Origin of the sequence: Sphingopyxis sp. (assembly GCF_041916015.1) — a bacterium.
Taxonomy (GTDB): domain Bacteria; phylum Pseudomonadota; class Alphaproteobacteria; order Sphingomonadales; family Sphingomonadaceae; genus Sphingopyxis.
In genome coordinates this window covers 146,864-168,805 of record NZ_JAYSAH010000049.1, presented here as the reverse complement: position 1 = coordinate 168,805, position 21,942 = coordinate 146,864, and the positions used below count along the sequence as shown (strand labels likewise).

Sequence of the window (21,942 nt, the reverse complement as noted above, 5' to 3'; positions counted from 1 at the left end):
CGACTCTCCTCTTGCGGCCGATAGTAACTATGATAAACATAGTAACAAGCGATAATTTTCCCGTTGAGTAGAACAATGCCCAAGCGCGCCGATCTGTCGGACACTTTCTGCCCCGTCGGGCGGTCGGCCGAACTGCTCGGCGACCGCGCGGTGCTGCTGATCCTGCGCGATCTGTTCTTCGGGCGGCGGCGGTTCGAGGCGATTGCCGCGAGCACCGGGCTCGGCCCGCAGCTCGTCTCGGCGCGGCTCAAGCTGATGGAAAAGGAAGGGGTGGTCGAACGCCATGCCTATCAGGACCGGCCGCCACGCCACGAATATCGGCTCACCGCGAAGGGCAAGGACCTGTTCGATGTGCTGTATGCGATGCGAAACTGGGCCGAGCGATGGGCGTATCGCGAGGGCGAGACCGGCGGCGGGCCCGCGATGCGCTATACCCACCGCGCCTGCGGTGCTGACGTCGGGATGGCAACGACCTGTCCCGGCTGCGGCGAGCCGCTCGGCTATGGCGATCTGAAAGGGGAACCTTCGGCCGCGCTCAAGGCCGAGCAGGCGATGAAGGCCGGCTGATTACGCCTTTTCCAGCGTGCATTGGAGCGGGTGCTGGTTCTGCCGCGCGGCGTCCATCACCTGATTGACCTTGGTTTCGGCGACTTCGTAGCTGAAGACGCCGCACACGCCGACGCCCTGCTGGTGGACGTGCAGCATCACCTGCGTCGCCTGTTCGATGTCCATGTTGAAGAAGCGCTGCAGCACCATCACGACGAATTCCATCGGCGTATAGTCGTCGTTGAGCAGCAGCACCTTGTACATCGAGGGCTTTTTGGGCTTCGCGCGCGTGCGCGTCGCGATGCCGACGCCGGGCGTACCGGAAGCGTCTTCATCCTTGCCCGCCATGGCGCGGACGACGTGAGGGATCGAAGCGGGAAGCATCATCATCGGGAATATCGCAAGCCGGGGCGGAATCGCAAGAGGGCGAGCATCGGCATTTTTACCGATTGTTCGCCATGCGGGATTCGCAAAAACAAGAACCGCCCGCTTCCGGGGAGGAAGCGAGCGGTCTTGGGATGTCGGCGCGGACGGGGAGAGGAGGGGGAAGCCCGCGCCAACGGGAAGATTGAAAGCCTTAGGCTGCCTTCATCTTCGAGGTGATGACCGAAACGCGGTTCGAGATCGGCGCGAAGCTGTCGTTCGTCAGCTTGACGACGAGTTCGCTGGTCTTCGAGGTCTGCGCAACAGCGGCGTCGAACGCCTTCTTGCTGTTTTCGGCATAGAGCTTCAGGAATTCGGCCGGCGACTTGACGGCGGTGTAGCCCTTCAGCGCGGCCGACGTGTCTTCAAAGCTCTTGCGAGCGAAGGCGACGCCTTCCTGGCCGAGCGTTTCGAGGCCCTTGGCCGCGATCTTGCCGGCTTCAACGAAGGCTTCGACGTTCGCCTTGTTGAATTCGACGGCTTCCTCGGCGAACTTGCTCGACTTGGCGAGCGCGTCCTTCGAGCGCTCCTGGAAGTCGGCGGTCAGCGCTTCGGCGCGGGTCTTGGCTTCGTCGGCGAACTTCTTGACGGTGTCGTTCATGGTCTTGAATCCTTTGCTGAGGGCGGCCGGCTTCGGCTGAGCCTTGGTCTTGGGAGCAATGATCTTCGCGGCTGCCTTCTTGGGGGCGGCCTTCTTCGCTGCCGGCTTTGCGGCTTTCTTTTGGACCGGCTTGGCCTTCGCCGCGACAGTCTTGGTCTTCACCGGCGCCGCGACCGGCTCGGCTGCCGGGGCAGCAACGGCGGGGGCGACGGGAGCGGCCACCGGCTTGGCGGCGGTTTCCAGCGTCGCGGCTTCGAAAGCCTTTTCGGCACTATCCATCTTGGTAGCCATCGGGACAACTCCTTTATGTTGCAGTGCACAATATAGGAGCGGGTTGGCGATTTCAAGGAAAAAATTGTGCAGCGCACAAAAATATTCGAAGCGCCGCCCCGAAGCTTGTGTAAAGCTCCGATATTACCGTTGTTTGACGTAGCGGCCGGGGGCGTCCTCGATCGCCTTTCTGCCGCCTTTTCCGGGAATGCGCGCGCCCTTCGCCGGGGTTTTTGCGCCGTCCTGCTCCGCGACCCAGCCGATCCAGTGCGGCCACCAGCTTCCCCTGGTCTCGGTCGCGCTCGCGACGAACTCGTCGAGCGTCGCGGCGTCATTGTCGCCGGTCCAATACTGATATTTGCCCGCTGCAGGCGGATTGACCACGCCCGCGATATGGCCCGAGCCCGCGAGCAGGAAGGTCTTCGGCCCCGCCAGATGGTCCATCAGCCGCCAGACGCTGGCGAGCGGCGCGATATGATCCTCGCGCCCGGCCTGGATATAGGCGGGGGTCTTGATCTTCTTGAGGTCGATCGGGGTGCCCATCACCGACAGGCTGTTCGGGATCACCAGGCGGTTATCGCGATAGAGATCGATCAGATACTGCCGGTGCCATTTCGCAGGCAGGTTGGTGACGTCGCCGTTCCAGTAGAGCAGATCGAAGGGCGGATAGTCTTTTCCGAGCAGATAATTGCCGACGACATAATTCCAGATGAGGTCGCGCCCGCGCAGGCTGTTGAAGGTCGCGGCCATATAGCGCCCGTCGAGGAAGCCGCCCGCTGAAAGCTGCTGGAGCAGCGCGAGATACTGGTCATCGACGAACATCTTGAGGTCGCCCGCCAGTTCGAAATCGACCTGTGCGGTGAAGAAGGTCACTGACTTCACCTTGTCCGCCTCGCCGCGCGCCGCGAGCATCGCGAGCGTCGCGGCCAGCGTCGTTCCCGCGACGCAATAGCCGATCGTGTGGACCGCGGGGACGTCCAGCAGCTCGCGCACCGTGTCGATCGCGTCGACCTGCGCCGCGATATAATCGTCCCAGACGATTTCGCTCATCGAGGCGTCGGCCGACTTCCACGACACCATGAACACGGTCAGCCCCTGTTCGACCGCCCAGGCGACGAAGCTCTTCGCGGGGTTGAGGTCGAGGATGTAGAAGCGGTTGATCCACGGCGGGAAGATGAGGAGCGGGACGGTGAAGACGTCCTTCGTCGTCGGTGCGTACTGGATGAGCTGGTAGAGATCGGTCTCGTGGATTACCTTGCCCGGCGTCGTCGCGATATTGCGCCCGACCTCGAACGCATCGGGATCGACATGGCTGAGCTGTCCGCGCGCGAGGTCGGTCAGCATATGCTTCAGACCCTTGAGCAGGCTTTCGCCGCGCGTTTCGACCGCGCGCTTGATCACCTCGGGATTGGTGATCGCGAGATTCGAGGGCGACAGCGCTTCGGTCATGCTCTTTGCCGCGAACTCCATCTTCGCGCGCGCTTGCTCGTCGAGCCCGGTCATCTGGCGCGTCGTCGTCAGTAACTGGTCGGCGAGCAGGCCGTAGGTCTGGCGGATCAGGGCGAAGACGGGATTCGCGGTCCAGTCGGGGTCGGCAAAGCGCTTGTCCTTCGGCGCGTCGTCTTCGGCAGCGGGCGCGAACGGCGGCTTCAATGCGGTGAGCGAGGTCCAGAAGGCGGCGCCCTGTTCCCACATCTTCGCCGATTGTTCGGCCCACGCCTGCGTCGTCGGGTTCTGCAGCCAGCTTGCGGGGTCGAACAGGCTGGCAGCGGCGGTGTTGCCGGGGTTCGCCTGCGCCATCGCATAATCAAGCATCATCTGCTGCGCACGGCCCGCGACGCTGGTCCAATGCTGCAGATCTTCGGGCGACGGCATGAAGGAATTTGGCGTGTGGGCCGTGTCGTCCGTGCCGGTGTCGCTCATGCTCGTTCCTGCTGGTCAGTGCGGATATAATGCCTATAACAGGCCGCGGCGCGGCTCGCGTCAACCGGTAATTACGAAAAGGAGTTGTTCTAGTTTCCCATGTCCGAGGATGAATTCTACCGCATCAAGCGCCTGCCGCCCTATGTCATCGCCGAAGTGAATGCGATGCGAGCGGCCGCGCGTGCCGCGGGCGAGGACATCATCGATCTGGGGATGGGCAATCCCGACCTGCCGCCGCCCGCGCATGTGATCGAAAAGCTCTGCGAAGTGGCGATGAAGCCCGATGCGCACGGCTATTCGCAGTCGAAGGGCATTCCGGGACTCCGCCGCGCGCAGGCCAATTATTACGGCCGCCGCTTCAACGTCGAACTCGACCCCGAGACCGAGGTCGTCGTGACGATGGGGTCGAAGGAAGGGCTCGCCAGCCTCGCGACCGCGATCACCGGCCCCGGCGATGTCGTGCTCGCGCCGAACCCCAGCTATCCGATCCACACCTTCGGCTTCATCATCGCCGGTGCGACGATCCGCAGCGTGCCGACGACACCCGACGAGAATTACTGGCGCGCGCTCGACCGCGCGATGGCTTTCACCGTGCCGCGCCCGTCGATCCTGGTCGTCAATTACCCGTCGAACCCGACCGCCGAGGCGGTCGATCTCGCCTTCTACGAACGGCTCGTCGCGTGGGCGAAGGAAAACAAGGTCTGGGTCCTCAGCGACCTTGCCTATTCGGAGCTTTATTACGACGGCAATCCGACCCCTTCGATCCTGCAGGTGCCGGGCGCGAAGGATGTCGCGATCGAATTCACCTCGATGTCGAAGACCTATTCGATGGCGGGCTGGCGCATGGGCTTCGCGGTCGGCAACAAACGGCTGATCGCGGCGATGACGCGCGTCAAATCCTATCTCGATTATGGCGCCTTCACGCCGATTCAGGCCGCGGCCTGCGCCGCGCTCAACGGCCCGCAGGACATCGTCGCGAAGAACCGCGAGCTTTATCAGAAGCGCCGCGACGTGATGGTCGAAAGCTTCGGCCGCGCCGGCTGGGACATTCCGAGCCCGCCCGCGTCGATGTTCGCCTGGGCGCCGCTGCCTCCGGCGCTCAAGGAGATGGGTAGCCTCGAATTCTCGAAGCAGCTCCTGACCCATGCCAAGGTCGCCGTCGCGCCGGGCGTCGGCTATGGCGAAGACGGCGAGGGCTATGTCCGCATCGCGATGGTCGAGAATGAGCAGCGCATCCGCCAGGCCGCGCGCAACATCCGCAAATTCCTGGCGATGCACGGCGTGAACACCCCGTCGGTCGCCGCCGGCGGCTGACGGCGCGCGGCCGGCGATGCCGATGGCCGTGCGCCGCATCGGACTGATCCTCGCCGCGCATCTGTCGGCAGCGGCGGGGACGGTGGCGGCTGCCGAGGCCGCGCCGACCGTCGTTATCACCTCGGTGGCGCCGGGCGAGGAAGCGATTGATCGCGATGCGTTCGGCGGCAATCCGCTGGCGTCGGCCTTGGTCGCCGTCGCCGGCGACCGCCGGACCGCATTTCGCGATGCGCTCCCGCGATTGCTCGACCTCACCACGGCCTATGGCAACGAACACCACCATCCGGTTGCCGGCGCGCTCGCCGATGACAGCTGGCGGCTGGGAACGGCCGCGCCCGGCGAACGCCGCGTCGCGCTGGTCGCGGTCTTTGCCGAATATCGGCTGGATAGCCAGTTGCCCTCATTGCCGGGCGCCGCGTTCGATGCGGTGCGGATTTCGCGGGCGCTGCGCTCGGCCGGCTTCGCCACCGAGATGGTGGTGGCGCTCGACGCCGCCGAACTGCGCGCCGCGCTGGCTCGCCACTCCCGGCAGGCCGCCGATGCCGACACCTCGCTGATCTACGTGACCGGGCACGGCGTCGAGCATGACGGCCGCATTGCCCTGCTGCCCGGCGATTACCCCGCTCGCAGCGGCGCTGCGGCGCTGCCGACGCGTGCGATCATGCTCGACGAGATCGCGGGCGCGGGCCGCGCGCTGCGGCGCAACCTCTTGTTCTACGGCGGATGCCGCAACGATCCTTTTGCCGCGAAAGCCGGCTCCGCCCCGGCAGGGAAGCACTGATGACCCCCGATGCCGGAGCGATTGCCCAGACGATCCAGCTGTCGGTCACGCCGGTGTTTCTGCTGGTCGCGACCGGCAGCCTGCTTAACGTGATCGCCGGTCGCCTCGCGCGCGTCGTCGACCGGTCGCGCACCCTGATGGCGCGCTGGCCGGAGACCGAGGGGATCGAGCACGACCGCATCGTCGCCGAACTGCGCATCGCCGACCGCAGGATGCGGATTATCAACAATTCGATCCTTTCCGCGGTGGCGTGCGGGATCGTCGTCTGCCTGCTGGTCGCGCTGCTGTTCACGCAGGCCTTTACCGGCATCAACCTCGGGATCGCAGCGTCCTGGGCCTTTGCGGCCGCCATGCTGCTGCTGCTCGTGTCGCTGATCCTGTTTCTCGTCGAGGTCCGGCTCGCGGTCCGCGCGATTCACGTGCCGATGGAATTGCTCGAACTCGAAGAAAAAGAGTCCGGCGCTAGGGCGCGATCGCGGCACGATAGGTCGGCGTGACGCGCTTGCGGCTCGCCTGCTCATAGGGATAGCCCGCAACCGCCGGCAATCTCGGGCAGCGGCGGCAAGGGAAATTTTCGCCCCGGCAGCCGTAGCGGCAATTGCGACCACCCCGTTCCAGAGCAGCGTGCAGGCGTTGACAGGGCAGATGTTCGCCTGCACCCTTGCCGTCCGGGAGAGAAAAAATGACGGATAAACCAGCCCTTGCCGCCGGCATCGGGTCGCCGCCATCGGACAGCGCCGCGGCGCACACGCGGACGATGCTGTGGCTGTTGCTGATCGTCTATATCTTCAATTTCCTCGACCGGCAGATCGTCAATATTCTCGCCGAACCGATCAAGGGTGCCCTCGGGCTCAGCGATACCGAACTCGGCCTGCTCGCGGGTCCGGCCTTCGCGGTCTTCTACGCGCTGCTCGGCATCCCAATCGCGCGCTACGCCGACAAGCCGGGAACGAACCGCGTCCACCTGATTGCCCTCGCGCTGGCGATCTGGTCGGCGATGACCGCGGTGTGCGGGCTTGTGCAGAATTTCGCGCAGATGCTCTTCGCGCGCATCGGCGTCGGCATCGGCGAAGCGGGCTGTACCCCCGCGGCGCATTCGCTGATCTCCGACAGCGTCGCGCCCGAAAAGCGCTCGTCGGCAATCGCTTTCTATGGTCTCGGCGTGCCGATCGGCTCGCTTTTGGGTCTGATCATCGGCGGGATCGTCAACGACCTCTATGGCTGGCGAGTGGCGCTGATGCTCGTTGGCGCACCGGGGCTGTTGCTCGCGCTCGTCGTGCTGTTCGTCATGCGCGAGCCGCGGCATGGCCGCGCCGCCGAAGCCGTAGCTGCCGTGACGCCGCTCTCGACCCGCGAAGCGATGCGCGAAATCTTCGCCTCGCGCGCCTTCGTCTATATTCTCATCGCCGCGTCGGTGACCGCCTTCCTCGGCTATGGCAAGAGCCTGTGGACGATCAGCTTCTTTATCCGCAGCCACGGGCTTTCGACGACCGAAGCGGGGCTGTCGATGGCGGTGGTGCTGGGGCTGGCGGCGGCATTCGGCACATGGCTCGGCGGCCGGATCGCCGACACATACGGCACGCGCGACAAGCGGCATATCCTGACCTTTCCCGCCTATGGCATGGCGATCGTCGCGCCGATCCTGTTCCTCGGCTATCATATGGAGCATTGGCTGGTCGCGATGGCGCTGCTGGTCGTGCCGAGCGTCGTCAACAATGCCTATTACGGCCCTGCTTATGGATGCGTGCAGGGGCTCGTGCGGCCACAGGCGCGCGCGGTGGCGGCGTCGATCATGCTGTTCGGCCAGAATCTGATCGGTCTCGGGCTCGGCCCTTTCCTGTTCGGTGTGCTGTCCGACCAGCTCGCGCCGACCTATGGTCAGGAAAGCGTGCGCTACGTCCTCTATGGCGCGGCATGGCTCGGGCTTGTCCCGGCCTTCTTCTTCTGGCGGGCAAGCCTGCGGCTGAAGGCCGAGCTCAAGTCGGGCTAGAAGGGCGGCGCCTGCTCTTCGCGCTGCTTGCGCGCGGCGTCGATCCACCAGCAAAGATCGTCGGCGAAGCGCGGAAAGGCCTTTTCGAGCCGCCCGCCGTCCTCGCCCGCCGGTCGGCCGTCAGCGTCGAAGGCGCCACCGATCCGTGCGAGGCTGAGCGGGGTCGAGGTCACAACCATGCCCATCGCGCCGAGCGTGGTCCGCCATGCGGTCGCCGACCGGATGCCGGCGAACGGACCCGCCGAATAGGAGGCGATCGCGGCCGGGCGCCAATAATATTGCGCGAGGAAGTGATCGACGAGATTCTTGAGCCCCGGCTGCAGCCCGCCATTATATTCGCCGGTCACGAAGACGAAGCCGTCGGCGGCTGCGATCCGCTCGGCGAGTTCGGTCATCGCGGGCGGGGCTTCGCCTGCCGCATAGTCGCTGAACCGGCGGTCGAGCATCGGCAGATCGACGACCTTGGCGTCGATCAACTCGGCTTCGTCGCCGCGCGCTTGCAACGCCTCGACGATCCAGCGCGCAAGCTCGATGCCCTGCCGGTCGCGGCGATAGCTGCCATAGAAGACGAGGATGTCGCGGGCCATATTTGCTCCTTCAGGGACGGATGGTGATCGGAGTGCCGTCGGGAACCACGTCCCACAGCTGCTTTATCTCGGCATTCGACAGCGCGATGCAGCCGTCGGTCCAGTCGCGCGCGATTGGCGGACCCGCCCAGGCGTTCGGCTGGCCGTGGATGAAGATGTCGCCTCCCGCCTGGCGCCCGCGCGCCTTGGCATAGGCGCGGTCGGCGGCGTTCGGATAGGAGATGCGGAGCGAGAGGTGATAGCGGCTGCCGGGGTTGCGGCCGCTGATGCGATAATCGCCCTCGGGCGTCTTCTCGTCGCCTTCGAACCTTTTGTGCCCCACGGGTGCGTCGCCGAGGCGAATATTCTTATAGCGAATGACCTCGCGGCCCTTCGCATAGCCGATCAGCACGCGCTCGCTCTTGTCGACGAGCAACCGGTCGATCGTCGTCCCGGAGGGTAGCGGCTGCGCGTCCGCGCTTCCGCAGCCAGTGAGCAGCAACAGGAAGGGAAGGGCGGCGCCTCGCATCCTCGCACCTTACCCCATCGTCGCGCATGGACAAGCGGGGCTTGCGCGCTAATCTGCCCGCGGGAAGAGGGGGGGGGCAGGATGCGGATTTATCGCACGCCGGACGCGCGTTTCGCGGGGCTGCCCGGCTGGCCCTATGCGCCGAATTATGTCGAGGTCGAGGGCGGCCTCCGCGTCCATTATATCGACGAGGGCGCGGCCGATGCGCAGCCGGTGCTGATGCTGCACGGCGAGCCGACCTGGTCCTATCTCTATCGCCACATGATCGGCCCCGCGACGGACGCCGGTTTTCGCGTCGTCGCACCCGACCTCATCGGCTTCGGACGCTCGGACAAGCCGCTCGATCGCGCCGACTACAGCTATGCCGCGCAGGTTGGCTGGATGCGGCAATGGATCGAGGCGCTCGATCTTCGGAACATGATCCTCGCCTGTCAGGATTGGGGGTCGCTGATCGGTCTGCGGCTCGTTGCCGAAATGCCGGAGCGCTTCGCCGGCGTCGCCCTCTCGAACGGCGGGCTTCCCGAAGGTCAGCCGGCGCCGCGCGCCTTTGCGATCTGGCGCGCCTTCTCGCGTTACAGCCCGGTCTTTCCAATCGGCAAAATCGTCAAGGCGGGCACGAAGCGCGAACTGGGCGCGGCCGAAATCGCCGCCTATGACGCGCCTTTTCCGACAAAGGCCTCGAAAGTCGCGGCGCGCGTCTATCCTTCGTTCGTCCCGCTCGGCGACGATGTCGCGATACCCGACCAGAAGCGCGCCTGGGCAGCGCTCGAACGCTTCGACAAGCCGTTCCTCTGCTGCTTCTCCGATGGCGATCCGATCACGCGTGGCGGCGATGCGCTGTTCCTCGACCGCGTGCCCGGAACCGCGGGCATGGAGCATCGCACGCTGAACGGCGGGCATTTCGTCCAGGAGGACGACCCCGAAGGGTTCGTCGCTGCGATCCGCGCGGTCGCGGCGGGCAGGCGCTAGGCAGGGAGCCGCCGCCGCGCCGCGGCGAAGCGCAGCGTGGCGGAGCCAACGAGCAGAAGCGCTGGCGGCAGGTAAAAAGCGTCGTTTGCCGCCCGCCCGCCATAGCTGACCATGAAGATCAGCCAGATATACCAGACTCCCATCCAATGGAGCCGATGCCAATTCTGCGTGCCGAGCGCCCGGACCGCACCGTTCCATGACGTCGCCGCCAGCAGCAGGATGAAGACATAGGCGATGCCGCCGCCGATGATCGTCCGCATCGGCGGTGCGGGCGTCTGACCGCCATAAGCGCCGAACAGCCACAGGATCGCGATCAGATGGAGCAAGTGCGAAAAGGCGAAGCCGAGGCCGAGCCAGCGCCGGTTGCGGATCATCCAGCGCGTCGTTGGCGCTGGCCGCAGCCGCACGAGCGAACTGGCGGTAAAGGCGGCGAGGAAGAGCAGCAGCGAACTGCGCGCGGTCGCGCGGATCAGCATGCGCGTGCCGTCGATGCCGGTTCCGGCAACCGCGACGATGATCGCGCTCATCGCGAGCAGCGCGGCGATCAGCACGAAGAGCAGGCGTTCGTCTTCGGCCCAGCCGCCGGTTCTTTTGGTCGTCATCGGCCCCTCCCACGAAGCTGCTATAGCGCGGGAAGGGGGGAGCCGCCTAGTCGCTGAACGGATCGCGGATCAGGATCGTGTCCTCGCGCTCGGGACTCGTCGAGACGAGCGCGATCGGGGTCTCGATCAGTTCCTGCACGCGCTGGATATATTTGATCGCCTGCGCGGGCAGGTCGGCATAGCTGCGCGCGCCCGCGGTCGATTCGCTCCAGCCGTCCATCTCCTCGTAGATCGGCTCGACCTCGGCCTGATCGGCGGCGTGGCTCGGGAAATAGTCGAGGATCTTGCCGCGCAGGCGATAGCCCGTACAGATGCGCACCTTCTCGAACCCGTCGAGCACGTCGAGCTTGGTGAGCGCGATCCCGGTGACGCCCGACACCGCGCAGCTCTGGCGGACCAGCACCGCATCGAACCAGCCGCAGCGGCGCTTGCGCCCGGTGACAGTGCCGAACTCGTGTCCGCGTTCGCCGAGGCGCTGGCCGGTCGCGTCCTCGAGCTCGGTCGGGAAGGGGCCGCTGCCGACGCGGGTCGTGTACGCCTTGGCGATACCGAGCACGAAGCCGACCGCCGAGGGGCCAAGGCCCGAACCGCTCGCAGCAGTGCCGCTGACGGTGTTCGAGCTGGTGACGAAGGGATAGGTGCCGTGATCGACGTCGAGCAGCACGCCCTGCGCGCCCTCGAACAGGATGCGGGCGCCAGCCTTGCGGACCTTCTTCAGGCGCTTCCACACGGGCTGGGCATATTCGAGCACGAAATCCGCGATTTCGGCGAGGTCGGCCTTCAGCCGCTCGCGGTCGATCGGCGGTTCGCCGAAACCGGCGCGCAGCGCGTCGTGATGCGCGGTCAGGCGGTCGATCTGCGGATCGAGCTTGTCGAGATGCGCAAGGTCGCAGACGCGGATCGCGCGGCGGCCGACCTTGTCTTCATAAGCCGGGCCGATGCCGCGCCCGGTCGTGCCGATCTTGCCCGCGCCCGCCGCGGTTTCGCGCAGCGCGTCGAGGTCGCGGTGGAACGGCAGGATCAGCGGGCAATTGTCGGCGATCGCGAAATTCTCGGCGTTGATCTCGACCCCTTGGCCGCGCAGCTTCGCCATTTCATCGCGGAGCGCCCACGGGTCGAGCACGACGCCATTGCCGATGATCGACAGCGTGCCGGTGACGATGCCCGAGGGAAGCAGCGACAGCTTGTACACCTGTTCGCCGACGACGAGCGTATGGCCGGCGTTGTGACCGCCCTGGAAGCGGACGACCGCGTCGGCGCGGCTTGCGAGCCAGTCGACGATCTTGCCCTTGCCCTCGTCGCCCCATTGCGACCCGATGACGGTGACATTTGCCATGATGCTGTCCTGCTGAGTGCGGCCGTTCCGGCCCGGCGCGGCCTTAGCGGATTTGTCCGGAGAGGCAACCCAGAGCGGGATGATTTTGCGACATTTGCGGGCAAGACCGGCGAAGCTTGATGCCAGGGAGAGGATCGATGGGAAAAAGACGCTGGATCGGTTTGATGGCGGTGAGCGCGCTGATCGCAGGCGGGGTCGCGCCGGGCAATGCCCGCGAGGCGATGCGCGACCGGCTGCGTGAGCGCCTTGCCGAACGCGAAGCGAGGCCGAAGGCGCCGGGCGGCGAGACGATTTCCTATGGCAGCGATGCGTTGCAGACGCTCGACATCTGGCGCGCGCAGAACGCAAAGGGGCCAGCGCCGCTGATCGTCTTCGTCCACGGCGGCGGATGGAAGCGGGGCAGCAAGGACAATGCGTCCGGCTCGTTCAAGCCGCGGCATTATCCGGCCGAGGGCTATGCCTTCGCGTCGATCGACTATCGCCTCGTTCCGGGCGCGACCGTCGAGCAGCAGGCGGCCGATGTCGCCGCGGCGGTGAAGGCGCTGGTCGATCGCGCGTCCGGCCTCGGTATCGACCGGCGGCGGATCGTGCTGATGGGGCATAGCGCGGGCGCGCATCTCGTCGCGCTGGTCGGGACCGACGAGCGCTATCTGCGCGGTGCCGGGCTGTCCTTCGCCGATATCGCGGGGGTGATTCCTATTGATGGTGCCGCCTATGACGTGCCGGCGCAGATGAAGGACGGGCCGGCGATCATGCAGGCGACCTATGCGCAGGCGTTTGGGACGGACCCGGTGCGGCAGAAGGCGTTGTCGCCGACCTTGCAGGCCGCGGCGCCCAACGCACCGCAGTTCCTGCTCCTCCACGTCCAGCGGCCCGATGGCGTGCGTCAGGCCGAAGCGCTGGGCAAGGCGCTACAGGCGGCCGGGGCCAAGGCCGAGATCGAGAGCTTCCCGGGCACGGGCCTGCAGGGTCATGCCGAGATCAACCGGCGGCTCGGCGACCCGGCCTATGCCGCGACAGCGACCGTCGATGCTTGGCTGAAGCGCGTCCTTGGGTGAAGACGGTGGTGGCTATGAAGTATGGAACGGCCATTTTTTCTCCTCTCCCGCTTGCGGAAGGGGGAATCAGGCCCACTCCCGTCGTCAGCGGACGATCGCGCCGCCCTTCATCACATGGTCGATCGCTTCGAGCGCCCTGATGTCCGTTAGCGGGTCGGCTTTCACCGCGACCATATCCGCATAGCGCCCCGGCACGATCGCGCCGATGTCGCTGCGGCCCATTTCTTCGGACGCGCGGCCGGTGGCCGCCTGGATGGCCTGCATCGCCGTCATGCCGTAGCGGACCATATAGGCGAATTGCCGCGCATTGAGACCGTGCGGATAGACGCCCGCGTCGGTCGCGAAGCCGATCCTCACGCCGAGTTCGACCGCGCGCTTGAAGGCCGCGCGCTGCGTCGCGGTCGTTTCGCGATTCTTGCGGAGATATTCCTCGGGCCAGCCTTCCTTCGTCCCGATATCGTCGATGTAATCGCCGTTGTAGATGTCCATCGCGAGCCAGGTGCCGTGCGCCTTCGCCATCTGCAGCGCTTCCTCGTCGGCGAGGCTCGCATGTTCGATGCTGTCGATCCCGGCGCGGATCGCATTCTTGATGCCGACCGCGCCATGGGCATGCGCGGTTACGCGCTTGCCCCGGGCGTGGGCGACCGTCACGATCGCGCGAAGCTGATCCTCGGTGAGTTCGGGCGCGCCGGGTTCGGTGCCGATCGCGAGCACCGCGCCGGTCGCGATCGTCTTGATGAAATCGGCGCCATGGTCGAGCAGGAAGGTGGTCTTTTGCGCCGCCTCTTCGGGGGTCGCGGCGACGCCGAGGCGCATGTCGGGCGGGAGCTGGTCGTTCGGGACGACGCCGTTCACTTCGCCGCCGCCGCCCGGAATCGTCAGATAGGCTCCTGCGACCCACATGCGCGGCCCCGGCACATCGCCGCGATCGATCGCATTGCGCAGCGCAACGTCGGTCAGCCCGCGATAGGTGCCGACGTCGCGGACGCTGGTGAAGCCGGCGTTCAGCGTCACCCGCGCGTTGCGCGCGCCGACGAGCGCGGTCTCGGCGGGCGAGGCCTTGATCGGCGCCGCGACGTCGGCGCTCTGCCCGACGTCGGCGAGATGGGTGTGCAAATCGATCAGCCCCGGCAGCACCGTGTAGGCTGACCAGTCGAGCGTCGTTGCTCCGGCGGGCGCCTTGCCGCACGGCCCGACCGCGGTAATATGCTCCTTCTCGATCGTCACGCACTGGCCGGTGCGTACCTCGTTCGAGACGCCGTCGATCAGCCGCCCGGTCTGGACGTAAAGCGTTTCGGCGGCAGCGGGGGCGGCGGCGAGCGCCGCCGCCGCGATCAGAGCGACGTATTGAAAGTGTCGCACTGCTTCGGATCCCCCGTTTCGAGGCCGCGGCGCAGCCAGGTCATGCGTTGCTCGCTCGTCCCGTGCGTAAAGCTTTCGGGGACCGGGCGCTGGCCCGCCGAGCGCATCAGCGTGTCGTCGCCGATCGCATTGGCTGCGCGCATCGCCTCTTCCATGTCGCCGGGCTCCATCACCGGCTGGCCGTCCTTGTTGCGCGCGCGGTTCGCCCAGACGCCGGCATAGCAGTCGGCCTGCAACTCCATGCGGACCTGATAGGCATTCCCCTCGGCCTGCGACGAGCGCTGCTGTGCGCGACGGACCTGATCTGAGATTCCGGTGATCGTCTGGATGTGGTGGCCGACCTCGTGCGCGACGACATAGGCCTGCGCGGCGTCGCCCGCTGCGCCGAACCGGCTCGCGAGTTCGCCGAAGAATTCGGTGTCGAGATAGATGCGCTGGTCGGCGGGGCAATAGAAGGGCCCCATTGCCGATTGCGCGGCGCCGCAACCTGAGGTGTTCTCCTTGGTGAAGAAGCGCAGGCCGGGTTCGCGATAGCCGTTGATCTGGCTGCTCCAGAAGCGATTGGTCGAGCTGAACACCTGGCAAGCGAAGCGTTCGGCCTGCGTGTCACACGCCGCCGCGCCAGCCTGCGCGCCGCGGCTGTCGGCGGCGGGATCGGCGGTGCTGCTGCCGGTATCGAACATGCTCATCCCCGGTCCGAGCAGGAAGAAAGCGGCGACGCCGAGCAGCAGGATCGTCCCGCAGCCCATCTTGCGGCCGAGCAGCATTGGCAGCAGCCCGAAGAGCAGGCCGCCCATGCCGCCGCCTCCGCCGCCCCCGAACCCGCCGCCTCCGCGTCCGAGGTCCTGAATATCGTCGCCGGGATCGTAATCGTCGAGGCGCATGGGGTCCCTCCCGCCGCTAAGTGTTTGCCCAGAGCCAATAGTGGCAGCAGCGCGGGGCAATTGGAAGGGGCCTTCGCGTCACCGGCATGGTCTTGCAATCGCGCCTGTTGCGGTGCACAAAAGGCACAGGGTGCCGAACGCTTGAGAAGGATCGTTTCGAGTCCATGCCCCGCCGTGCCGTCCGCGCTGCCCTTCCGCTTCCCGATCTCGTCGTCCTCGTCCTGCAGGGCGGCGGTGCGCTCGGGGCGTTTCAGGCCGGCATTTACGAGGCGCTGATCGAACTCGGGATCGAGCTCGATTGGGTGGCGGGCATTTCGATCGGCGCGGTCAATGCCGCGATCATCGCGGGCAATCCGCGCGACGAGGCCGTGGCGAAGATGCGCGAATTCTGGGAAGGCGTCTCATCGGCGCTGCCGCCGCTGCCGATCGCCGACAATGACCTGCTGCGCGAATGGACGCATCTCGGCGCGGCCGCGCAGGTCGCCGCTTTCGGCGTACCCGGCTTTTTTGTTCCGCGTATCCCGCCGCCGATATTCGCGGAGCGGCAGACGCCCGCGGCGGTCAGTTTCTACGACACCGCGCCGCTCGCGGCGACGCTCGACCGGCTCGTCGACTGGGATCGGCTGAACAACGGCAAGGTGCGGCTGTCGGTCGGCGCGGTCGCGGTCGAGACCGGCAATTTCCGCTATTTCGACACGACCACCGACATGATCGATGCGCGCCACATCATGGCGTCGGGCGCGCTGCCGCCGGGCCTGCCGCCGATCGAGATCGACGGCAACTGGTATTGGGACGGCGGACTGGTGTCGAACACCCCGCTCGAGCATGTGGTCGAAAGTGCGAACGAGGATATGCTCGTCTTTCAGGTCGATCTCTTCCCCGCGCGCGGCGAGCGCCCGCACGATCTGGAAGAGGCCTGGTCGCGCGAGAAGGACATACGCTTTTCAAGCCGCACGCGGCGCATTTCCGACGGGCTGGTGCGGCGGCGCAAGGAGCATCGGCTGATCGACAGGTTGCTCGCCAAGCTGCCGGCCGAAGTGCGCGATCTGCCGGAAGTGAAAGCGGTCGAGAAAATGGTCGATTGCAAGCCGCTCAACGTCGTCCAGCTGATCCATCAACCACCCGCGTGGCAGACCGGCGCGCGCGATTTCGAATTTTCGCGTTCGACGATGGAGGTCAATTGGGCACTCGGCCGCGCGGCGGTCGAGGCGGCGATGAAGGAGGGGCAATTGCTCGCCGAAAGCATCGCCGAGGGCCGCTCCGACAGCTTCGCCGTCCAGTCGGACATGCTGCGGCCGAAAGACGGCTGACTGCTTCCTGTTTCTCCCCTGATCCCCACCTGAAAGGACACATCATGCGACTCCAAGGAAAGACCGCTCTCGTCACCGGATCGACCTCCGGCATCGGGCTCGGCATCGCGAAGGCCTTTGCCGCCGAAGGTGCGAACATCATCATCAACGGGTTCGGCGAAGCCGACGCGATCGAGGCCGAGCGCGCGGCGCTGACCGTGCTCAACGGTGGCAAGGCCGTCTATGACGGCGCCGACCTCACCAAGCCCGACGAGATCGAGGCGATGTTCAAGCGCGCCGACAAGGATATGGGCGGGGTCGATATCCTCGTGAACAATGCCGGCATGCAGTTTGTCTCGCCGATCGAGGATTTCCCGGTCGAGAAATGGGACATGATCATCGCGCTCAACCTGACCGCGGCGTTTCATACGATCCGCCACGCCGTGCCGGGAATGCGCAAGAAGAAATGGGGCCGGATCATCGGCACCGCGTCGGCACACTCGCTCGTCGCCTCGCCGTTCAAGTCGGCGTATGTGACTGCCAAGCACGGGCTCGCGGGGCTGACCAAGACCGTCGCGCTCGAGGTTGCCGATGCTGGGATCACAGTCAATTGCATCAGCCCCGGCTATGTCTGGACGCCGCTCGTCGAGAACCAGATTCCCGACACGATGAAGGCGCGGCACATGACGCGCGAACAGGTGATCAACGACGTCCTGCTCGCGGGTCAGCCGACCAAGCAGTTCGTGACCGTCGAGCAGGTCGCGGCGCTCGCGAGCTTCCTGACGCGCGACGAAGCAGCGAACATCACCGGCGCGAACCTCAGCGTCGATGGCGGCTGGACCGCCGCCTGACGGAGGTTTTGCCGTCACGCGGTCTTGAGCATTGTCGTTTCGGCTCCTAAGGTTAACCAAAACAGGGGGTCAGGAGACAATGACAATGCGGGGTCGCATCCCAAGGATTTCGGCGCTGGGGCTGGGGCTTGCCCTCGGCGCCTGCCAGACGGTGCCGTCGATGCCGCCGTCGGCCGCCGATCCGCCGCCGGCCGCTGCGGAGGCCGCGGGAAGCTGGCGCGCGACGGCGACCGATCAGGACAAGCAGCGCATCCGCAACTGGTATTCGAGCTGGACCGCCGCGCTCGCCGACGCGCAGGCGAAAGGCTATGGCGCGAATATCGACCGCGAGGGTGTGCTGTTGCAGCCGAACGCCGCGCTTCCCAATCCGCACCTGCCGCCGGGCGACTATCGCTGCCGCACGGTCAAGGTCGGGACGCAGGGGCGCGGGACGATCGGCTATATCGCCTATGACTGGTTCCGCTGCCGCGTGGCGGCCGAGCAGGGGCTGACGAGTCTGACCAAGATCAGCGGATCGCAGCGGCCGGTCGGGCTGATCTTTCCCGACAATCTGACGCGGCAGGTGTTTCTCGGCACGCTCGTCCTCGGCGATGAGTCGATCGCGGTCAGCTATGGCAGCGACAGGATGCGCGACATGGCGGGGGTGGTCGAACGGATCGGACCCAATCGCTGGCGGCTGGCGCTGCCGGCGCCCGCCTATGAATCGCTGCTCGATGTGATCGAGCTTGTTCCGGCGAAGTGACAACAGGGGAAAGATGATGCGAAGCTTGTGGATGGGAGTGGCGGCTCTCGCGTTCGCCGCGCCGGTGGCGGCGCAGGATCTGGGCGGCGAGGTCCAGAAGCAGATGCCTTCGCTGATGACCATCTACAAGGACCTCCACGCCAATCCCGAACTCAGCTTCATGGAGGTCCGCTCCGCGGGCATTCTCGCCGCCGAGGCGCGCAAGCTGGGGTTCACGGTGACCGAGAAGGTCGGCGGCACCGGCGTCGTCGCGGTGATGAAGAATGGGCCGGGGCCGGTCGTGCTGATCCGCGCCGACATGGACGGGCTGCCGGTGACCGAGCAGACCGGATGGCCCGGCGCGTCGAAGGTGCGCGTGACCACCAAGGAAGGCGTCGAGACCGGCGTCATGCACGCCTGCGGCCACGACACCCATATGACCGCGTGGATCGGCACCGCGCGGCTGATGGCGGCGAACAAGGATAAATGGTCGGGCACGCTGGTGATGATCGGCCAGCCCGCCGAGGAGCGCGGGGCGGGGGCGCGGATGATGCTGGCGGACGGGCTCTATACGCGCTTTCCCAAGCCCGAATATGCGATCGCCTTTCACGATGCCGCGGGCTTTCCGGCCGGAATGATCGGCTACACGCCGGGCTATGCGCTCGCCAACGTCGACAGCGTCGATATTCTCGTGAAGGGGCTCGGCGGGCACGGCGCCTATCCGCAGGCGACGAAGGACCCGATCGTCCTCGCGAGCCGGATCGTGACCTCGCTTCAGACGCTGGTCTCGCGCGAGACCAGCCCGCTCGACAGCGCGGTGGTGACCGTCGGCAGCTTCCACGCCGGCGCCAAGCACAATATCATCCCCGACGAGGCGAAGCTGCAACTGACCGTGCGCAGCTATACCGACGAGGTGCGAACGAGGCTGCTCGATGGCATTGCGCGCATCGCGAAGGGCGAGGCGATCGCGGCGGGAATGCCCGAGGACAAGATGCCGGTGGTGAGCGTCGAAAAGGACGAATATACCCCGGCAACCTTCAATACGCCCGAATTCACCGGTGAGATGGCAGCCTATCTCAAGACCCGCTTTGGCGAGCGCGTCGTCCAGCTCCCCCCGGTGATGGGCGGCGAGGATTTCGGCCGCTTTTCCCGTGACGAAAACAAGGATGTGAAGAGCCTGATCATCTGGGTCGGCGGGGTGCCGCAGGCCGAGTTCGATGCTGCGAAGAAGGAAGGCCGGACGCTGCCGAGCCTTCACTCGCCCTTCTGGGCGCCAGATGCCCCGGCGGTTATTTCGACCGCGACCGAGGCACTGACGTCGATGGCGATGAAGCTGATGGCGAAGGGGTAGGGGCGGCTGACGAGGGGGTGCGGCCATCCCGATCCTCCCTGTGGCGAAGCCATGGGGAGGGGGAGTGCAGGGTTGAATTTCCCCCGGCAATTCAAGTCCAGTCCTGGGGACTGGACGACCCAGCACTCTCGCGAAGCGAGTGGTGGAGGGGCCGCGATGTCGCGCCATCGCCGCCCCTCCGTCCGCCCTGCGGGCTGCCACCTCCCCATGGCTGCGCCACAGGAAGGATCGGTTGCGTCTGCTTCCCGCCCTAAACCGCCACCAGCCAACCCAAAAAATCGCTGTCCTACACGATCATGCCATGTCAGTTTTGGCGCCGCTCTTTGAAATTCGCCGGCTTTCGCGAACCACTTCTAAAGCGACAAAAGAGACAGTTTCGGTGCTCGTATCGGTATCCTTTGTCGCTTTAAGCGCCAGCCCCAGGCAGCTCGTCTCGACGTTTCCACTCCCGAAGCCATGTTATCGCTTCAAGCGGCGGGCTTCAGCGTTGCCAGCCAGTTCAGAATCTCGCTTTCCAGCCGAATCCGCGCATCGGACCAGCTATGGTCGGTCGCGACATGGAGCGTCTTGAGTTTCGTGCCGCCACCCGCCGTGATCGCCTTCGTCAGCCCGTCGCTCATCCCGGCAAGCCCATCGTCAGAGGTCAGGACGAAAAGGTCGGTCTGCATCAGTTCGGGCGCGGCCTTCACGAAGTCGAAGCGGTCCTTGTTGGCGATGATCTCGTCGGCCATGATCTCGGGCGTCGTTCCGGCGAGCGCTTCCATGCCGTTGTCGCCCAGCACGGTCACGGCCTGATCGCGCGGCAAGCCGCCGATCAGGCCCATATTGCCCGCCGAGATCATCGCGGCGCCGAGCAGGGCCTTGTCATGTGCGGCGGTGAGGGCGGAGACCCAGCCGCCCATGCTGTGGCCGATGATGACGAGTCGCTTCGGATCGATCCGTAGCTTCGCTGCGTTGGCGGGATCGCGCGCGAAGGCGAGGACGGCGTCGGCATCCTCCAGATTCTGCGCGAAGCGATAATTGCCGGGGCTTCCCCACGAGCCGCGATAGTTGAAAGTGATCACCGTCCATCCGGCGCGGCGCATCGCCTGCGCGAGGTCGAGATTCTTCTCAAGCCCTGGCAGGCCGTGGCAGAGGACGACCGTTGGATGCGGGCCGGCGCCCGCGGCGACATAGACGACGCCGTTGATCCGGACCCCGCCGCTCGGAATATGGACGACCTCCATCGCGGCGGGATGTGCCTTGTCGGGCGTGGGGTCGGTGTAGATCGCTGCCGGAATGGCCGGCGCTTGCGCGGTGGCGGCCGAGGGCAGGGCGAGCAGCGCCGCGGCGATCCAGGTCTTCATCGTCATTCTTCTCCCTTGAAAGCGGCAAAGCTGCCGCCGCGCCCGGCCCCGTCGGTAAAGCGTTTTGCGCCGTCGGCCGCGCCTTCGCGCAGCGGCGCAACGCCAGCGTGCGCTTCATGCACCAGCGCGCCCTCGATGTCGAAATCCCATTGGCGATAGGCGCTGAGCCGGTCGCTGTTCAGGCAGATTTGCGGGAAGGCGGCGATCTGTTTCGCCAGATCGATCGCGACTGGCAGCGCATTGCCGTCCGGAACGACACAGTCGGCGAGGCCGATATAGTGCGCCTCGTCGGCCGCGACGGGCCGGCCGGTCAGGATCATGTCCATCGCGCGGCCCTGTCCGACGATCCGCGGCAGCCGTACCGTGCCGCCGTCGATCAGCGGCACGCCCCAGCGGCGGCAATAGACACCGAACACTGCGCTTTCGGCCGCGACGCGCATGTCGCACCAGAGCGCGAGCTCGAGACCGCCCGCGACGGCATGACCTTCGACCGCGGCGATGACCGGCTTTTCGAGCAGCATTCGTGTCGGTCCCATCGGGCCGGGGCCATCGGGGTTGTAGCGCGAGGAGCCGACGGCGCCGAGATCGAAGCCCGCACAGAAATGGCCCGCGCTGCCCGTGAGAATCGCAACGCGGGCATCTGCATCGTTCGCGAAAGCGGCGAACGCTTCGCGGAGCGCGAGCGCGGTGAGGGGATCGACCGCATTGCGCTTCGCGGGCCGGTCGATGGTGACGATCGTCACCGGGCCATCACGGTCGATCAGGACTGTCATGTTCGCTCCCCCATCGGCTAGTCCGGCCTCTTTTCGGGCTAGCACGATGGGCGGAATGGGGCAAAGCCTTGCAACCGCCCCGCAGCGACCTTAGATAAGTCTCGTGCGGGCCGGGCCCCTCTGGCGTCGGCGGAAGATTCTTCCGCCACGTGATGTCGGACCGCATCGGGTGACACCGATGCCTGGGCCTACCTCCCCCCTCAATCCCGGGCCCGGTATCGGCGTCACCTGCTTGATTTCATCGATCAGGAGGCCCTTATGAACTTCAAATCGCGCTTTTACCGGCTTACCGAGTTGCACCGCCGGCTCGACGACGCGCTGCGCCGCGAAAATCGCCGCCGCGGCGCCGATCCGTTCCGGCTGTTGCGGCTCCAGTCGCTGAAGCTCGCGGTGCGGAACCGGCTGGCGACCTTGTCGCGTCAGCCCGCGCTGGCGCTCTAATCCACCATAAGACAAA

At 66.1% G+C, this 21,942-nt stretch carries 23 protein-coding genes; 12 read left to right on the top strand and 11 right to left on the bottom strand.

The window, feature by feature from the left end:
• Positions 1–75: 75 nt before the first annotated feature.
• Entirely contained in the window at positions 76–567 is a 492-nt protein-coding gene (locus ACE3SL_RS07520; protein WP_374525126.1) for a winged helix-turn-helix transcriptional regulator, read from the top strand.
• On the opposite strand, the gene clpS is transcribed toward ACE3SL_RS07520, so the two are convergent.
• The 3 genes from clpS to ACE3SL_RS07505 all read right to left on the bottom strand — a co-directional run bounded on the left by clpS (position 568) and on the right by ACE3SL_RS07505 (position 3,763).
• Entirely contained in the window at positions 568–933 is a 366-nt protein-coding gene (gene clpS / locus ACE3SL_RS07515; protein ID WP_374525178.1) for an ATP-dependent Clp protease adapter ClpS, read from the bottom strand.
• Positions 934–1,123: 190 nt separating this feature from the next.
• Entirely contained in the window at positions 1,124–1,861 is a 738-nt protein-coding gene (locus ACE3SL_RS07510; protein WP_374525125.1) for a phasin family protein, read from the bottom strand.
• A gap of 123 nt (positions 1,862–1,984) precedes the next feature.
• Positions 1,985–3,763: a PHA/PHB synthase family protein gene (locus ACE3SL_RS07505; protein ID WP_374525124.1), complete on the bottom strand. Its 1,779-nt coding sequence runs from the start codon at positions 3,761–3,763 to the stop codon at positions 1,985–1,987.
• Positions 3,764–3,862: 99 nt separating this feature from the next.
• On the opposite strand from ACE3SL_RS07505, the gene ACE3SL_RS07500 reads away from it, so the two are divergent.
• The 4 genes from ACE3SL_RS07500 (at position 3,863) to ACE3SL_RS07485 (ending at position 7,848) form a co-directional block, all read left to right on the top strand.
• Positions 3,863–5,077: an LL-diaminopimelate aminotransferase gene (locus ACE3SL_RS07500; protein WP_374525123.1), complete on the top strand. Its 1,215-nt coding sequence runs from the start codon at positions 3,863–3,865 to the stop codon at positions 5,075–5,077.
• A gap of 22 nt (positions 5,078–5,099) precedes the next feature.
• Positions 5,100–5,858 (top strand): caspase family protein, encoded by a 759-nt coding sequence (locus ACE3SL_RS07495; protein WP_374525122.1) that lies wholly within the window; start codon positions 5,100–5,102, stop codon positions 5,856–5,858.
• On the top strand, positions 5,858–6,355 hold the full coding sequence (locus ACE3SL_RS07490) for a DUF2721 domain-containing protein (protein WP_374525121.1): 498 nt from the start codon (positions 5,858–5,860) through the stop codon (positions 6,353–6,355). Before ACE3SL_RS07495 ends, ACE3SL_RS07490 begins: the two co-directional genes overlap by 1 nt.
• A gap of 185 nt (positions 6,356–6,540) precedes the next feature.
• Positions 6,541–7,848 carry a spinster family MFS transporter gene (locus ACE3SL_RS07485; protein WP_374525120.1) on the top strand — a complete coding sequence of 436 codons (1,308 nt, stop codon included), beginning with the start codon at positions 6,541–6,543 and terminating at the stop codon, positions 7,846–7,848.
• Here the strand turns inward: ACE3SL_RS07485 and ACE3SL_RS07480 are convergent.
• Together ACE3SL_RS07480 and ACE3SL_RS07475 are read right to left on the bottom strand one after the other, a co-directional pair.
• Positions 7,845–8,435 carry an NADPH-dependent FMN reductase gene (locus ACE3SL_RS07480; protein WP_374525119.1) on the bottom strand — a complete coding sequence of 197 codons (591 nt, stop codon included), beginning with the start codon at positions 8,433–8,435 and terminating at the stop codon, positions 7,845–7,847. The genes ACE3SL_RS07485 and ACE3SL_RS07480 overlap by 4 nt on opposite strands.
• A gap of 10 nt (positions 8,436–8,445) precedes the next feature.
• Positions 8,446–8,943 (bottom strand): murein L,D-transpeptidase family protein, encoded by a 498-nt coding sequence (locus tag ACE3SL_RS07475; RefSeq protein WP_374525118.1) that lies wholly within the window; start codon positions 8,941–8,943, stop codon positions 8,446–8,448.
• A gap of 81 nt (positions 8,944–9,024) precedes the next feature.
• Here ACE3SL_RS07475 and ACE3SL_RS07470 point away from each other — a divergent pair, with 81 nt between their 5' ends.
• Positions 9,025–9,912, top strand: coding sequence for a haloalkane dehalogenase (locus tag ACE3SL_RS07470; protein ID WP_374525117.1), 888 nt, complete (start codon positions 9,025–9,027; stop codon positions 9,910–9,912).
• Here the strand turns inward: ACE3SL_RS07470 and ACE3SL_RS07465 are convergent.
• Both ACE3SL_RS07465 and ACE3SL_RS07460 read right to left on the bottom strand, forming a co-directional pair.
• Entirely contained in the window at positions 9,909–10,514 is a 606-nt protein-coding gene (locus ACE3SL_RS07465) for a hypothetical protein (protein ID WP_374525116.1), read from the bottom strand. The genes ACE3SL_RS07470 and ACE3SL_RS07465 overlap by 4 nt on opposite strands.
• Before the next feature lie 46 nt (positions 10,515–10,560).
• On the bottom strand, positions 10,561–11,850 hold the full coding sequence (locus ACE3SL_RS07460; protein WP_374525115.1) for an adenylosuccinate synthase: 1,290 nt from the start codon (positions 11,848–11,850) through the stop codon (positions 10,561–10,563).
• Positions 11,851–11,987: 137 nt separating this feature from the next.
• Between ACE3SL_RS07460 and ACE3SL_RS07455 the strand changes: the two genes are divergently transcribed.
• On the top strand, positions 11,988–12,908 hold the full coding sequence (locus tag ACE3SL_RS07455) for an alpha/beta hydrolase (RefSeq protein ID WP_374525114.1): 921 nt from the start codon (positions 11,988–11,990) through the stop codon (positions 12,906–12,908).
• A gap of 84 nt (positions 12,909–12,992) precedes the next feature.
• On the opposite strand, the gene ACE3SL_RS07450 is transcribed toward ACE3SL_RS07455, so the two are convergent.
• Together ACE3SL_RS07450 and ACE3SL_RS07445 are read right to left on the bottom strand one after the other, a co-directional pair.
• Complete coding sequence (locus ACE3SL_RS07450; protein ID WP_374525113.1) at positions 12,993–14,270, bottom strand: amidohydrolase family protein; 1,278 nt, start codon at positions 14,268–14,270, stop codon at positions 12,993–12,995.
• Positions 14,243–15,154, bottom strand: a complete 912-nt coding sequence (locus ACE3SL_RS07445) for a neutral zinc metallopeptidase (RefSeq protein ID WP_374525112.1) — start codon at positions 15,152–15,154, stop codon at positions 14,243–14,245. The genes ACE3SL_RS07450 and ACE3SL_RS07445 overlap by 28 nt, the downstream gene beginning before the upstream one ends.
• Positions 15,155–15,318: 164 nt before the next feature.
• On the opposite strand from ACE3SL_RS07445, the gene ACE3SL_RS07440 reads away from it, so the two are divergent.
• The 4 genes from ACE3SL_RS07440 to ACE3SL_RS07425 all read left to right on the top strand — a co-directional run bounded on the left by ACE3SL_RS07440 (position 15,319) and on the right by ACE3SL_RS07425 (position 19,366).
• Entirely contained in the window at positions 15,319–16,464 is a 1,146-nt protein-coding gene (locus tag ACE3SL_RS07440; protein WP_374525111.1) for a patatin-like phospholipase family protein, read from the top strand.
• 44 nt (positions 16,465–16,508) lie between these two features.
• Positions 16,509–17,294, top strand: a complete 786-nt coding sequence (locus ACE3SL_RS07435) for a 3-hydroxybutyrate dehydrogenase (protein ID WP_374525110.1) — start codon at positions 16,509–16,511, stop codon at positions 17,292–17,294.
• Between the two features lie 85 nt (positions 17,295–17,379).
• Complete coding sequence (locus tag ACE3SL_RS07430; protein ID WP_374525109.1) at positions 17,380–18,036, top strand: DUF4893 domain-containing protein; 657 nt, start codon at positions 17,380–17,382, stop codon at positions 18,034–18,036.
• A gap of 16 nt (positions 18,037–18,052) precedes the next feature.
• A complete protein-coding gene (locus ACE3SL_RS07425; protein ID WP_374525177.1) occupies positions 18,053–19,366 on the top strand; it encodes an amidohydrolase in 1,314 nt (437 codons plus the stop codon).
• A 467-nt stretch (positions 19,367–19,833) separates the two neighbouring features.
• Here ACE3SL_RS07425 and ACE3SL_RS07420 read toward each other — a convergent pair whose 3' ends face one another.
• A complete protein-coding gene (locus ACE3SL_RS07420; protein ID WP_374525108.1) occupies positions 19,834–20,718 on the bottom strand; it encodes an alpha/beta hydrolase family protein in 885 nt (294 codons plus the stop codon).
• Positions 20,715–21,485 carry a crotonase/enoyl-CoA hydratase family protein gene (locus ACE3SL_RS07415; RefSeq protein ID WP_374525107.1) on the bottom strand — a complete coding sequence of 257 codons (771 nt, stop codon included), beginning with the start codon at positions 21,483–21,485 and terminating at the stop codon, positions 20,715–20,717. The genes ACE3SL_RS07420 and ACE3SL_RS07415 overlap by 4 nt, the downstream gene beginning before the upstream one ends.
• Positions 21,486–21,743: 258 nt before the next feature.
• Here ACE3SL_RS07415 and ACE3SL_RS07410 point away from each other — a divergent pair, with 258 nt between their 5' ends.
• A complete protein-coding gene (locus tag ACE3SL_RS07410; protein WP_374525106.1) occupies positions 21,744–21,926 on the top strand; it encodes a DUF465 domain-containing protein in 183 nt (60 codons plus the stop codon).
• The last annotated feature ends 16 nt before the right edge of the window (positions 21,927–21,942 follow it).

Coding starts and splice junctions, on each gene's coding strand:
- clpS (WP_374525178.1), bottom strand. CDS start 933: ATGATGCTTCCCGCTTCGATCCCTCACGTCGTCCGCGCCATGGCGGGC.
- ACE3SL_RS07490 (WP_374525121.1), top strand. CDS start 5,858: ATGACCCCCGATGCCGGAGCGATTGCCCAGACGATCCAGCTGTCGGTC.
- ACE3SL_RS07415 (WP_374525107.1), bottom strand. CDS start 21,485: ATGACAGTCCTGATCGACCGTGATGGCCCGGTGACGATCGTCACCATC.
- ACE3SL_RS07465 (WP_374525116.1), bottom strand. CDS start 10,514: ATGACGACCAAAAGAACCGGCGGCTGGGCCGAAGACGAACGCCTGCTC.
- ACE3SL_RS07505 (WP_374525124.1), bottom strand. CDS start 3,763: ATGAGCGACACCGGCACGGACGACACGGCCCACACGCCAAATTCCTTC.
- ACE3SL_RS07520 (WP_374525126.1), top strand. CDS start 76: ATGCCCAAGCGCGCCGATCTGTCGGACACTTTCTGCCCCGTCGGGCGG.
- ACE3SL_RS07410 (WP_374525106.1), top strand. CDS start 21,744: ATGAACTTCAAATCGCGCTTTTACCGGCTTACCGAGTTGCACCGCCGG.
- ACE3SL_RS07455 (WP_374525114.1), top strand. CDS start 11,988: ATGGGAAAAAGACGCTGGATCGGTTTGATGGCGGTGAGCGCGCTGATC.
- ACE3SL_RS07425 (WP_374525177.1), top strand. CDS start 18,053: ATGCGAAGCTTGTGGATGGGAGTGGCGGCTCTCGCGTTCGCCGCGCCG.
- ACE3SL_RS07475 (WP_374525118.1), bottom strand. CDS start 8,943: ATGCGAGGCGCCGCCCTTCCCTTCCTGTTGCTGCTCACTGGCTGCGGA.
- ACE3SL_RS07470 (WP_374525117.1), top strand. CDS start 9,025: ATGCGGATTTATCGCACGCCGGACGCGCGTTTCGCGGGGCTGCCCGGC.
- ACE3SL_RS07500 (WP_374525123.1), top strand. CDS start 3,863: ATGTCCGAGGATGAATTCTACCGCATCAAGCGCCTGCCGCCCTATGTC.
- ACE3SL_RS07460 (WP_374525115.1), bottom strand. CDS start 11,850: ATGGCAAATGTCACCGTCATCGGGTCGCAATGGGGCGACGAGGGCAAG.
- ACE3SL_RS07430 (WP_374525109.1), top strand. CDS start 17,380: ATGCGGGGTCGCATCCCAAGGATTTCGGCGCTGGGGCTGGGGCTTGCC.
- ACE3SL_RS07435 (WP_374525110.1), top strand. CDS start 16,509: ATGCGACTCCAAGGAAAGACCGCTCTCGTCACCGGATCGACCTCCGGC.
- ACE3SL_RS07440 (WP_374525111.1), top strand. CDS start 15,319: ATGCCCCGCCGTGCCGTCCGCGCTGCCCTTCCGCTTCCCGATCTCGTC.
- ACE3SL_RS07445 (WP_374525112.1), bottom strand. CDS start 15,154: ATGCGCCTCGACGATTACGATCCCGGCGACGATATTCAGGACCTCGGA.
- ACE3SL_RS07495 (WP_374525122.1), top strand. CDS start 5,100: ATGGCCGTGCGCCGCATCGGACTGATCCTCGCCGCGCATCTGTCGGCA.
- ACE3SL_RS07510 (WP_374525125.1), bottom strand. CDS start 1,861: ATGGCTACCAAGATGGATAGTGCCGAAAAGGCTTTCGAAGCCGCGACG.
- ACE3SL_RS07485 (WP_374525120.1), top strand. CDS start 6,541: ATGACGGATAAACCAGCCCTTGCCGCCGGCATCGGGTCGCCGCCATCG.
- ACE3SL_RS07420 (WP_374525108.1), bottom strand. CDS start 20,718: ATGACGATGAAGACCTGGATCGCCGCGGCGCTGCTCGCCCTGCCCTCG.
- ACE3SL_RS07480 (WP_374525119.1), bottom strand. CDS start 8,435: ATGGCCCGCGACATCCTCGTCTTCTATGGCAGCTATCGCCGCGACCGG.